The sequence below is a fragment of the Micromonospora sp. NPDC049047 genome (genome assembly GCF_040649135.1).
Taxonomy (GTDB): domain Bacteria; phylum Actinomycetota; class Actinomycetes; order Mycobacteriales; family Micromonosporaceae; genus Micromonospora.
In genome coordinates this window covers 50,827-62,408 of the sequence record NZ_JBEZEY010000025.1, presented here as the reverse complement: position 1 = coordinate 62,408, position 11,582 = coordinate 50,827, and the positions used below count along the sequence as shown (strand labels likewise).

The window sequence follows — 11,582 nt, the reverse complement described above, 5'->3', positions numbered from 1 at the left end:
TGGCTCAGTTGTTACACCGCGTAGACTCACCACCCGTGATTCAGCTTGAGCAAGTGACGAAGACGTACCCGAAGGCGTCCCGGCCTTCGCTCGACAACGTGTCCGTCTCGATCGAGAAGGGCGAGTTCGTCTTCTTCATCGGTCCATCCGGCTCCGGCAAGTCCACAATCATCAAGATGCTGCTGCACGAGGTGGCCCCCAACAAGGGCCGCGTCGTCGTCAACGGCAAGGACGTCACGTCGATGCGTTCCTGGAAGCGACCCCACTTCCGGCGCTCGATCGGCTGTGTCTTCCAGGACTTCCGGCTGCTGCCGAACCGCACCGCGTACGAGAACGTGGCGTTCGCCCTCGAGGTGATCGGCAAGACCAAGGCGGTTGCCCGCCGGGTCGTGCCGGAGGTGCTGGAGCTGGTCGGGCTCGGTGGCAAGGAGCACCGCTACCCGCACGAGCTCTCCGGTGGTGAGCAGCAGCGGGTCGCCGTCGCCCGGGCGTTCGTGAACCGTCCGCTGATCCTGCTGGCGGACGAGCCGACCGGAAACCTGGACCCGGACACCTCGATCGAGATCATGCGCCTGCTGGACCGGATCAACCGCACCGGCACGACCGTCGTGATGGTCACCCACGACTCCAACATCGTGAACCAGATGCGCCGCCGCGTCGTCGAGATCGAGAGCGGTCGCATCGTGCGTGACCAGGCCCGCGGCGTTTACGGGTGAGCCGGCTCTCCACCCTTGCGCAGCCTGACGACGAACACTTCATGCCGGAGACCCGGAGGAAATCCCGATGCGCGTGAAATACGTCCTGTCCGAGGTACTGGTCGGACTGTGGCGCAACGTGACCATGTCCATCGCGATGATCATCACGATGGCGGTCTCGCTGACCATGCTCGGCGCCAGCGGTCTCATGTACCGCCAGGTCGACGACATGAAGGTCACCTACTACAAGAACATCGAAGTCTCGATCTTCTTGAAGCAGGAGGTGAGCGAGCAGGAGCGCACCGACCTCAACGCCAAACTCGACGCTGACCCCCTGGTGAAGGAGGTCTTCTACGTCGACAAGGACGAGGCTTACAAGAAGTTCAAGGTCATGTACCAGGACGCGCCCGACCTGGTGAACGTGGTCAAGCCCGACCAGTTGCCCGAGTCGTTCCGGCTCAAGCTGAACAACCCGGAGCAGTACAAGGACATCTACGAGCAGTACAAGAACAGCGCGGGCGTCGACGAGATCATCGACCAGAGTCGACTGCTCGACAAGATCTTCGACATCCTCACCTCGATCCAGAACATCGCCCTGGCTGCCGCCATCGTGATGGCGATCGCCGCCCTGCTGCTTGTCGCGAACACCATCCAGGTCGCCGCGTACAGCAAGCGGCGTGAGGTGGCGGTCATGAAGCTGGTCGGCGCGTCCAACTGGTTCATCCAGGCGCCGTTCGTGCTGGAGGCCGTGGTGGCCGGTCTGATCGGCTCGCTGCTGGGTCTGGTGGCCTTGGTAGCAGCCAAGTATCTGCTCTTCGACCGCTCGTTGAGCGCGTTGCAGGGTCTGCTCTCGCCGATCTCCTGGGGCGACATCCTTGTCGTCTTCCCGCTGATGGCCGTCGTCGGTGGCCTGATCAGCGCGGGCACCGCCTGGATCACGCTGCGCTTCTACCTGCGCGTCTAGGCACCGTACGGGTCGTCCCGTCTGTGAAGGACCCTCCCGCCGCCGGAAATAAACGGCGCGGGAGGGTCCTTCTTATTCGGGTAGCATGATCGGTTGTCCGGCTGAGGTGAGTTCGATGCCCGGACCACGGAGGAGAGGGGGTGGCACCGATGCCACGGGAAAAGGGGCGCAAGGTGGTCGCCTCCAACAAGAAGGCCCGCCACGACTACGCCATCCTCGACACGTACGAGGCCGGCATGGCGCTGACCGGGACCGAGGTCAAGTCGCTGCGGGCCGGGCGGGCGTCGCTCGTCGACGCGTTCGCCCAGGAACGTGACGGCGAGCTGTTTCTGCACGCCATGCACATCCCGGAGTACACCCAGGGCACCTGGACCAACCATGAGCCCCGGCGGACCCGCAAGCTGCTGCTCAACCGGGGCGAGATCGACAAGCTCGTCGGCAAGACCCGCGAGGGCGGGCTGACGATCGTGCCGTTGCAGGTCTACTTCTCCGACGGCTGGGCCAAGGTCGAGATCGCGCTGGCCAAGGGCAAGAAGTCGTACGACAAGCGTCAGGACCTCGCCAAGCGGGACGCGGACCGGGAGATCGCCCGGGTGTCCGGTCGGCGCGGCAAGGGGATGGACGAGTAGATTGCCCCGTTTGTCCGGGTCGACGCACCGGCCCGGGGCCTCGGGATGAAAGCCGTTGCGGCAGGCGTTAGTCTTGTCAGTGCCACCACATCGGTGGCCCGTCGAGGGGGTGACTGGTTTCGACTTCGTACGCAGCGACAGGGGAAGCGAGCCGAGGAAGCCGACGTCGTCTCGAGAATCGGTCGTCGGAAACTTATAAGCGCCAATAACCAACGCGCTGACTTCGCTCTCGCCGCCTGAGGCGAGTAGCTAAGTCTGTCGGTCTGGGAACGCCTTCGTCCCAGTAGCCGGCATCAGCTAGGAGGCTGGCCAACCGGACCCGGTCGCGGGGTCCGTGCGGCGAGATCAATCAGCGACTGGGCCCGTCACACCAACTTGCTCGCGTGAGCGGTGGGGCCGAGTAGAGGCACAGCGAGCTGCGCTCGGAGAAGCCCTGACAAACCGGCGAAGGACCCGGGTTCGATTCCCGGCACCTCCACCACCTCGAGCGAAGCGCCCCGGCCCACCAGCCGGGGCGCTTCGTCGTGTTGGATCGGTCGCGCGGAGCGCCTACGCTGCCCCTGTGATGAGCCAGGAGCTGCGCCTTTCGGTGGGTGCCTCACCGTCGCAACGCACCTGGACGGTGGTGGTTGGCGTCTTCGTCGCGGCCGTCGGTGCGGCGTTCGTGGTGCTGCCGCTGATCGCCCGCGGGGTGCTGGGCCAACTGTCCGGCCCGGGTGACCCGTTCTCCTCCTACGAGGACGCTCGCGACGTGCCGCCGGGGATGCTGCCCCGCGCGCTGCGAGATTCCGGCAGTGGCACCGAACAGGTCGGGCTGAGCCCGTTCATCGGGCTCTGCGGCCTGCCGTTCGTCCTGCTCAGCATCTACCTGGTGCTGCGGGTGCTCCGTACTGCCGCATGGCTGGAGGGCAGCAACCTGCGGGTCCGGGGCGCGTTTCGGACGCGCGGCGTCGACCTCGCCACCGCCCGGATCGACACCGCGGCGCTGGCGTACCGGGAGGCGTCGGACGACTTCCCGACGGATGGGCAGCGGGCCCCCGCCATCATCGCTACCGACCGCGCGAATGGACGACGAGTCACCCTCGCGTTGCACGGCATGGGGCTGGTCAGCCTGCCCCCGTCCGAGTTGCGGGCCCTGGCCGACGCGATAGCGACGGGTCGGCCCGTCGACGGCAGGGACGGCGACGCGCACACCGTCGCCCGCCAACTGCGCCGCCTGGCGGAACACCCCCAGCTCGGCTGAGCGACGGTACCTCCGGGCCGACTGGGACGTACGGGACTGCCGGGGTCAACGGGGCGAATGAGCAGGCTCAGGCACCTTTACAGGCGCGGTCGGGCGGGCTCACCATCGCGGTATGGGGTAGCAGCACAGCGCGGGAGGTGCCATGGTCACCGGTCCGGTCCAGCAGTCGTCACTCGGCGCCCGGTCGTCCGCCGCACCGCACCACGCCACCGGGTTGCCCGGTGAGCCACGCCCGGCCGGGCTGGCCGGCGACGTCCACGCGTTCGGCCGGGCCGTCGCCGCACCGCCCACCGAGCCGCGCTGGCGTGACGAGGTCCTGCTCCGGTTGCGTCCGGTGCGGCAGGGCTTCGCCGAGCACGTCCGCGCCACCGAGGGTCCAGCCGGCCTCTACCGGGAGTTGCTCACCCAGTCGCCGCGGCTGCACCACGGGGTGCGGCTGCTGACCCGGGAGCACCCGGGGATCACCGCGGCGATCCTGGCCGTGCAGCGGATCGCCGAGCGGCCCGAGGGTGACCTCGACGAGCTGCGGTACCGGGCCGGGCACCTGCTGCGGAGCCTGGCCCGGCATCGGCGCAGCGGTGCCGACCTGCTCTGGGAGGCGTACCAGACGGACCTGGGCGGCGAAACCTGAGCGGTCGACCGGGAACCGGGGGGTCGACGGCGGCGTCGAACCGTACATGCGTCGACAAGCCCTGTTGCTCGTACTCCCGTTGCTGTTCGTGGCGGGCTGCGCCACCGGCGCGGATCCGGCCGACGGACCCCGCAGCGCGTCGCCCCGCGGGGAGGCGTTCGACAATCGGGCCGCCGAGGTGGCCGAGGCGTGGCGGCCCGGCTCCGAATGGCGCACCGGGTACGTCCCGCTCGAGGGGCCCACTGTGCTCACCGGAGACCCCCGCTTCACTCCCGACACCGAGACGGCCTTCCGGGCCGGGTGGTACCGGGCCGAGGTCGCGATACCGCCCACCCGGGTCGCCGGCGAGATCCGCTTCCCGGACGGCCGGTTGACGCTGCCGCTGGTCAGCGCCGCCGAGGCGTACCAGCAGCTGGCCCAGGGTGATCCGCTGCCCTGCCCGGGGCGACCGAAGCGCACCGGCCGACCGACCCCCGGTGGCCCCAGTGTCGAACCGGGGCCGGACGGGTGGGCCACCAGCTCGGCGCAGACGGCCTGTCTGCCGCTCACCGTCACCGCTGTCACGTTCGGTGCCGTGCCGGTCCGCACGAGCCGGGGCGAGGCGCAGGTCCCGGCCTGGCTGTTCACCGTCGAGGAACTGGCGACTCCGGTGGCCCGGCTCGCCGTTGCGCCGACCGCGGTGCGGCCCGTTCCCGAACCCTCCGCGCCGCCCCGCCCGCTGGCCGACGGTCTGGTGGGCGCCCAGGACCTGACGGCTGTCGACGGTGTCCGGATGACCGTGCGGCTCGGCGTCGGCTCCTGCGACACCGGCATCACGCCGCTGGTGTGGGAACGGCCCGACGTCGTCGTGGTCGGTGGCAGCATCACCCGGGCCACCGGCATCTGTGACGCCATGCTCAAGCTGGAGCCGGTCGCCGTCACCCTCGCGGCGCCGCTGGGCGCCCGGCCGGTCCTGGACGTCGCCACCGGCGCCCCCCTGTCGATCGCCCCACGCTGACCGGGCGGCACCGGAGCTGACGGGCTGCCTCAGAGGATGCTCGGCACGTCGGTGTTGATCGGCACCGGCAGCACGGTCGGCCGGTCGGCACGCAGCCCGGCGGCGAGCGCCGCGCCGAGCTGGTCGGGCGTCTCGACCACCTCGGTGGCGCAGCCGTAGCCGGCCGCTATCGCGGCGATGTCCAACCCGGGCAGGTCCAGGCCGGGCACCCCCGGGGTTTCCTTCAGCTCGGCGAACGCCTTCAGGATCGCGTACTGCTGATTGACCGGAACGACGACCACCAGCGGCAGGGCGAGCCGCGCGGCGGTCCACAACGCCTGCACCGAGTAGTGGAACGAGCCGTCGCCGATGACCGCCACCACCGGGCGACTCCGCCCGGTGTCCCGTTCGGCGAGGGCCACCCCGATCGCGGCCGGCAGGCCGTAGCCGAGGCCGCCGCTGGCCATGGTGAAGTACGACGCGGGGCGGCTGATCCGCAGCTGCCGACGCAGTGCGGACAGATTGGACGGTGACTCCTGCACCAGCACGCCGTCCGCCGGCCAGTGCGCGGCCAACCCGGCGAACAGGGCGTCGGCGCTCAGCGGGACGGTGATCTCCGGTGGGGCCGGTGCGTCCCGGGGCGCGGGCGGCGGCCGGTCGGCCGGCGGCACCCGGTCCAGCAACGCGGTCAGGGTCAGCCCCGGGTCGCCGAGCAGGCTGTCCCCGACCGGGGCCCGCGCGGCCTCGTCGGGGTCGTCCGTGACATGCAGCAGTCGGGCGCCGTCCGGTAGGTGCCCGCCCGGCACGTACGGGTAGTACCGGAACACCGGAGCGCCGACGACAAGCACCGTGTCGTGGCCGCGCAGCGCCTCGGCGAGGGGACCGATCGCGTAGGGGAGCACGCCGCGGAACTGCGGGTGGTCCTCCGGGAACACGGCGCGCTCGGGTGCGGGGGCGGACCAGACCGGTGCGGCCAGCCGCTCGGCGAGCGCTACAGCGGTCGGCCAACTGGCGGAGCGGTCGACCCCCGGCCCGTACACGAGCACCGGGTTGTCGCTGCTCGCCAGGACCCTGGCGAATTCGTCGAGCCGCTGTGGGTCCGGCGCGAACCGGGTGGCCACGGTCCGTGGCGCGGGCAGCGGGTCGGCCGGCTGGGCCCAGTCGTCCATCGGCAGGGAGAGGAAGACCGGCCCGGCTGGTGGCTGCACCGCCGTCGCGTACGCCCGCAGCACGGCCGCGGGGATGTCCTGCGCCCGGGCCGGCTCGTAGGCCCACTTGACGTACGGCTGCGGAAGCTCGGTGGGCCGCCGACTGGCCAGCCGGGGTTCGAGCAGCAGCATCTCCCGGGTCTGCTGGCCGGCCGTGACGATCAATGGGGTCTTGTTGTGCCAGGCGGTGACCAGGTTGCCCATGCCGTTGCCGGTGCCCGGGGCGGTGTGCAGGTTGACGTGGGCGGCCGTGCTGCTGGCCTGGGCGTAGCCGTCGGCCATCGCGACAGCCGTCGCCTCCTGGAGTGCGTGGACGTAGTGGAAGTCGGCGGGGAAGTCCTGCAGGAACGGCTCCTCCGTCGAGCCCGGATTACCGAAGACCGTGGTCACGCCGAGGGTGCGGAGCACGTCGTACGTCGCGTCCCGGACCGTTGCCATCGCCACCCGCCTCCGTGTCGCGGGAGGGACGACAGCAGTCGTCCCTCCCGATCAGCCGAATCTATCGGGATGTGACGGACCTTTCGGGTGTTTCCCGCTGGCTCATCCAGCCGGCCGCGCCCGTACCTGGTCAGGGCATCGTGGCGAACAGGGAGCTGTCTTAACTGTCTGATCACCTGCCGGTCAGCTCTTAGCCAGCGCCCGGGTCGCAGGCTATGGTGCCAGGCATGGCGTTGACAGCACGGCTGATCTCGATGCACCGGGCGGATTCGGCAGATGATCGAACCCCGGCGCGGGCTCACGGTTGACGGGTGTGTGGGATGCAGGGAGAGGGTCAGGCGATCGGCGGACGAGCGATGGAGTCGATGACCGGGCGGCTACTGGTCGCGACTCCGGCGCTCAAGGACCCGAACTTCGACCGTACTGTGGTGCTGCTTGTCGCCCACGAGCCGGGCGGTGCGCTCGGCGTGGTGCTGAACCGGGCCACCGAGGTGCCGGTGGCCGAGGTGCTCGGCGACTGGAGCGATCTGGCCCGTCACCCGGCGGTGCTCTTCGAGGGCGGTCCGGTGCAGCCTGACTCGGCCATCTGTCTGGCCCGCATGCGGCACCCGATGCGCCGGCTGAAGGGCTTCCACCAGGTCTCCGGAGCGGTCGGCACTATCGACCTCTCGGTGGACCCGGAGCGGCTGCGGGAGAGCATCGGCGGCATCCGGGTCTTCGCCGGCTACTCCGGCTGGGGCAGCGGCCAGCTGGAGCAGGAGATCGCCGACGGTTCCTGGTTCGTGCTGGACGGGCTGCCCGGTGACGCCTTCGTCGACCGACCCGACGATCTGTGGCCGATGGTGTTGCGCCGCCAGGGCGGGATGATGGCCGCCGTCGCCCACTTCCCCCCGGACGTGGCGCTCAACTGAGCCGGCCCGGCGGGGGACCCCGCGAGATGACCATGCCGGCCAGTCTGTGTATAGTTTCCCAGTGCCCGGGCGACCGGGTAACAGCAAGGGGCCGTGGCGCAGCTGGTAGCGCACCACACTGGCAGTGTGGGGGTCAGGGGTTCGAGTCCCCTCGGCTCCACCTTGAAGTAGCAGGACAAGGGCTTGCTCGCCGATCGTGGCGGGCAAGCCCTTGATCATTTGACCCCCGTTCGACCCCGGGCGGGGGTCCCATGGCCCGCAGGACGAATCATGTGATGGCCGTCACGCCGTGGGCCGGGTGGTTGGGCGGGGGAGCCAGGGCAGTGGCGTCCGCCGCCCGCCCCTGTCACCCTGTCCCGACGGCGAAGATGTGCTGCTGTCCGAGGGTCTTCTTGGGCAACGTCAACGACTTCACCGTCTTGCCCGCGAGAAGCGGGAAGGTGCTGGCGAAAACGTACGTCTTGAGTTCTTGCCTGCCGAAACGAGCACTGTTGCGGTATGGGAGTGCGGCGGCGACGGTGTTGCCGTAGCTGACAGTGCGACCTCCTCCGGCGAGGGTCCAGTCGCTGAAGCCGAGGGTGATCTGCTGGGTGGTGCCGTCGGTGTAGGTGATGGTGGCCAGACCGGAGGTCCCGTCGACCCAGCCGGTGGCCGCGCCGAGGAAGCCGATCCTCGTCGCGCCGGAGACGGGCGTCACGGGGATCTGTTGGCCTTCGGAGTGGTAGTTGTCGCGGTCTCCGGCGCCGACGTTGGGCCAGGTGTAGGTGACGGCGTTGTGTGTGAAGGTGGAGCCGGCGCTCAGGCCGGCTGCGGCAAGGGCTTGGCGGGAGTAGCTGTAGGTGGCGCCGTCGAGGTCAGCGCCTCCCGGGTAGGCGTCGTCGCTGATGCCGGCGCTGTCCCGGTGGCCACCGAAGCCGATGTCGAAGACGTGCAGCCGGCCCGCCGACCCAGTCGTCGCAGGCAGTGTCAACCCGACCACGTTCTGTCGTGGATCGATGGCGATGGAGGCCGAATACAGGTACGTGGGAATGTTCTCCCTACCACCCGCGAGGGCCTGGTTGCGGTAGGGCATGGCTGCCGCGATGGTGGTGCCGGGGCGGGTGGTTGCCTGGCCGGCGGCCAACGTCCAGTCGCTGAAGGCGAGGGTGACCTGTCGGCTCGTCCCGTCGGAGAAGTGGATCGTCGCCACACCGGCAGCGCCGTCGACGTGGCCCTCGGCGCTGCCGAGGACCCCGATCGTGGTGGCCCCGGATGGGCTGTGCACAGTGAGCCTCTGGCCCTGGGCGATGACGTTGTCGGGTTCGCCGGGGCGGACGTTGGGCCAGGTGTAGGTGATGCCCTCGGTGGTCAACCGGCTTCCCGGGACGATGCCGACGGCGGCGAGCGCCTCGGCCGAGTAGCTCGACGTCCACTGGTCGTAGTTGCTGGATCCGGGAGAGCCGTCCGCGCTGCTGCCGGCGTTGTTCGTCGCGGCGACGGCGTTGGCGCCGTAGGAGGGCGGGGCGGCGTCCGCCCCGGCCGCCCACGTCGTGTTCGGGGTGGCGGCCAGGTCCAGGTCGAAGGTTCCCCCGGCGGTCAGCGCCGCCGGCGGCAGGTAGGCCTTGTTCCAGCCGGATCCGTTGTACTGCATGGATTGGATGTACGGCGTCGAGGCCTGGGCGGCGGGTGCGTTGATAGTCCACGTCGCGCCACTGGGTAGCGTCACGACCGCCTGCGGGAACAGCGGGCTGCCGAGGACGAGGTCAGCGGTGCCCGGGACCGCCGGATACATCCCGAGCGCAGCCCAGACGTACCAGGAGGACATGGATCCGAGGTCGTCGTTGCCGGGCAGGCCGTCGGGGGCGTTCCGGAAGAGTTCGGTCTGCACCCGACGTACGACCTGTTGTGCCTTGTAGGGACGGCCGGTGTACGCGTAGAGCCACGGAGCGCCGAAGCTCGGCTCATTGCCCATCCACGCTCCGGTTCCGAGGACGTCGTTCAGGGTCGCGAAGTGGGTGTCGAGGTACTGGTTGAGGGCGGCGCCACCGCCCTTGGCGGCGGCAAGGCCACGGACATTGAACGGCACCGCGAGCGTGTACCGCCAGGAGTTGCCCTCGGCCCAGTCGTCGTAGGAGATGTCCGTGGGGTTGAATCCGGGCCGCCACTCGCCGGATTGCCGACGCGGTTGGACGAACCCGCTGACTGGATTGAGCAGGTACTGCCAGCCCTGCGCCCGTGACGCGAACCGGGCATGGGTCCTGGTGTCACCGAGCTGGCGTGCGAAGGCGGCGAGAGCGAAGTCAGCCGTGTGGTACTCCAACGAGGTGGAGGTCGTCGCGTTGTGGTTGCAACAGCCGTATCCGCCGTCCTCTGGCAGGTAGCCGAGGCTGTCCAGGTAGACGGTGCCCGGACGAGCGTTGCCGGGCCGCGTCGACTGCGCGACCATCGCCGCGAGGGCCTTGCCGGTGTCGAAGTCACGTGCCCCGAAAGCATGGACCGACGCGATCGTCGGAATCGCCGGATCACCGACCATCATGTACGACTCGTCGTTGGCGACCGACCACTTCGGCAGCCGCCCGCTGTGCTCGTAGTCGTTGAGCAGTGAGCGCACCAGGTCACTGGCACGATCAGGTGCCAGCAGCGCCATGAGTTGCACCTGGGACCGGTAGACGTCCCACCCGGAGAAGTTCGCGTACTGGTCGTCCTGCCCGGTGGGCAGCGTGCGGACCTGGCCGTCGAACCCCCGGTACTGACGATTCGCGTCGCTGTACACGTTCGGGTGTAGCAGCGAGTGGTACAAGGCCGTGTAGAAGGTCTTCTGCTCGTCGGTGGTGCCGCCACCGATCCGCATCCGGCCCAGCAGTTGATTCCACGCGGCCCGCGCCGCCGTCCGGACCGTCGTGACATCCCAACTGCTCAGGGTGTCACGGTTCGCCCGCGCGTTCGCGACACTGACGAAGGAGATGCCCACCTTCGCCTGCACGACCGATCCGCTGGGGAACGTCAGGACGACACCGCCGTCGCCGGTGACGAAGGGCCTCGGCGCCCACTTCTGGTTGCTGGTGAAGGCGCGGTCGAAGCTGACGGCGAAGTGCATCGTGTAGTCGTTGTCCTTGGTACAGAACCGTCCGTCGGTCACTGTTCCGGTGATCTCAGTCGAGCTTGGCACCGACACTGTCGCGTTCGACGTCCCGGCGCCCGCACTCGCCTTCACCAGAAGCGAGGCCGCCGGTCCGGCCGGGAAGGCGATCCGACCGAGCGCCGCGCGGACGGACGTCGTCAGCTCGACGCGAACGCTGTTGGCCAGGTTCACCGAGTAGAAGCCCGCCGACGCCGACTCGCCCGTGTGCGAGAAGCCGACGGTCGCGTTGTCCTTGTCGCTTGGCAGCGCACCGGTCACGGGCAGGAACGGCAGGTTGCCGTAGGCGAAACACCCAGCCCCGCTCATCCGGTTGACACCGAAGCCGGAGATCGCGGTAGCGGCGTAGTCGTAGCCCCCACCCGGCACCCGCGGGGCCGTGTCCGGTGCCCACTGCAGCATCCCAAAAGGCATACTCGGCCCCGGCGACGTATTGCCGGAATCCTTCCCCGCCGCGGCCCGGGTGCCGATCATCGGATTGACCAGCGCCGCCGGGTCCGACACGAGCGAAACGGCCGCGTGCGCCGACCGAATGGGCGCCGGCAGGACAAGCGTCGCCGCAACAAGGGCAGCCGCAAGCAAACCCCGGGGCAACCGTTTCATGGCGCACCTCCTCATCCATCGCCACCAGACCGAGCCGTGATCGACGAGACTCTAACCGCGCGGTTGGTTTTGTGCTGTCCCCTCGGCCGAATGACGCATCGCGTCCGACTGAATGGATCGGGCTGTCGACTGTCGGATGCTCCTATCGAGGTCATGGCCCGTGCGG

9 protein-coding genes, 1 tRNA gene and 1 other RNA gene are annotated in these 11,582 nt (G+C 69.4%); 9 read left to right on the top strand and 2 right to left on the bottom strand.

Features of this window, described 5'->3' with window-relative positions; translation table 11 throughout:
• Nucleotides 1-35 precede the first annotated feature (35 nt).
• The 7 genes from ftsE (at nucleotide 36) to AB0B86_RS28510 (ending at nucleotide 5,159) form a co-directional block, all read left to right on the top strand.
• Complete coding sequence (gene ftsE, locus AB0B86_RS28540) at nucleotides 36-716, top strand: cell division ATP-binding protein FtsE (protein ID WP_030331491.1); 681 nt, start codon at nucleotides 36-38, stop codon at nucleotides 714-716.
• A 67-nt stretch (nucleotides 717-783) separates the two neighbouring features.
• A complete protein-coding gene (gene ftsX / locus AB0B86_RS28535) occupies nucleotides 784-1,659 on the top strand; it encodes a permease-like cell division protein FtsX (protein WP_357420173.1) in 876 nt (291 codons plus the stop codon).
• 149 nt (nucleotides 1,660-1,808) lie between these two features.
• The gene (gene smpB, locus AB0B86_RS28530; RefSeq protein ID WP_355028000.1) at nucleotides 1,809-2,288 is read left to right on the top strand and encodes an SsrA-binding protein SmpB; all 480 of its coding nucleotides are present in this window, start codon (nucleotides 1,809-1,811) and stop codon (nucleotides 2,286-2,288) included.
• A gap of 105 nt (nucleotides 2,289-2,393) precedes the next feature.
• Nucleotides 2,394-2,769, top strand: a transfer-messenger RNA (tmRNA) gene (ssrA, locus tag AB0B86_RS28525).
• Between the two features lie 81 nt (nucleotides 2,770-2,850).
• Nucleotides 2,851-3,531, top strand: coding sequence for a hypothetical protein (locus tag AB0B86_RS28520; protein ID WP_357405215.1), 681 nt, complete (start codon nucleotides 2,851-2,853; stop codon nucleotides 3,529-3,531).
• A gap of 142 nt (nucleotides 3,532-3,673) precedes the next feature.
• On the top strand, nucleotides 3,674-4,162 hold the full coding sequence (locus AB0B86_RS28515) for a hypothetical protein (protein ID WP_357405213.1): 489 nt from the start codon (nucleotides 3,674-3,676) through the stop codon (nucleotides 4,160-4,162).
• Nucleotides 4,163-4,208: 46 nt separating this feature from the next.
• Nucleotides 4,209-5,159: a hypothetical protein gene (locus AB0B86_RS28510; RefSeq protein ID WP_357405211.1), complete on the top strand. Its 951-nt coding sequence runs from the start codon at nucleotides 4,209-4,211 to the stop codon at nucleotides 5,157-5,159.
• 29 nt (nucleotides 5,160-5,188) lie between these two features.
• Here the strand turns inward: AB0B86_RS28510 and mdlC are convergent, their stop codons facing one another.
• Entirely contained in the window at nucleotides 5,189-6,784 is a 1,596-nt protein-coding gene (mdlC, locus tag AB0B86_RS28505; RefSeq protein ID WP_357420172.1) for a benzoylformate decarboxylase, read from the bottom strand.
• A gap of 320 nt (nucleotides 6,785-7,104) precedes the next feature.
• Between mdlC and AB0B86_RS28500 the strand changes: the two genes are divergently transcribed.
• Together AB0B86_RS28500 and AB0B86_RS28495 are read left to right on the top strand one after the other, a co-directional pair.
• A complete protein-coding gene (locus tag AB0B86_RS28500; protein WP_030490862.1) occupies nucleotides 7,105-7,695 on the top strand; it encodes a YqgE/AlgH family protein in 591 nt (196 codons plus the stop codon).
• An 87-nt stretch (nucleotides 7,696-7,782) separates the two neighbouring features.
• A tRNA-Ala gene (locus tag AB0B86_RS28495) sits at nucleotides 7,783-7,855 on the top strand.
• A 186-nt stretch (nucleotides 7,856-8,041) separates the two neighbouring features.
• On the opposite strand, the gene AB0B86_RS28490 is transcribed toward AB0B86_RS28495, so the two are convergent.
• Nucleotides 8,042-11,416, bottom strand: coding sequence for a GH92 family glycosyl hydrolase (locus AB0B86_RS28490; RefSeq protein WP_357405206.1), 3,375 nt, complete (start codon nucleotides 11,414-11,416; stop codon nucleotides 8,042-8,044).
• Nucleotides 11,417-11,582 lie beyond the last annotated feature (166 nt).

Excerpts from the sequence above, each read along its gene's own strand:
- smpB (WP_355028000.1), top strand. The coding sequence starts at position 1,809 with ATGCCACGGGAAAAGGGGCGCAAGGTGGTCGCCTCCAACAAGAAGGCC.
- ftsX (WP_357420173.1), top strand. The coding sequence starts at position 784 with ATGCGCGTGAAATACGTCCTGTCCGAGGTACTGGTCGGACTGTGGCGC.
- AB0B86_RS28515 (WP_357405213.1), top strand. The coding sequence starts at position 3,674 with ATGGTCACCGGTCCGGTCCAGCAGTCGTCACTCGGCGCCCGGTCGTCC.
- mdlC (WP_357420172.1), bottom strand. The coding sequence starts at position 6,784 with ATGGCAACGGTCCGGGACGCGACGTACGACGTGCTCCGCACCCTCGGC.
- AB0B86_RS28510 (WP_357405211.1), top strand. The coding sequence starts at position 4,209 with ATGCGTCGACAAGCCCTGTTGCTCGTACTCCCGTTGCTGTTCGTGGCG.
- AB0B86_RS28500 (WP_030490862.1), top strand. The coding sequence starts at position 7,105 with ATGCAGGGAGAGGGTCAGGCGATCGGCGGACGAGCGATGGAGTCGATG.
- AB0B86_RS28490 (WP_357405206.1), bottom strand. The coding sequence starts at position 11,416 with ATGAAACGGTTGCCCCGGGGTTTGCTTGCGGCTGCCCTTGTTGCGGCG.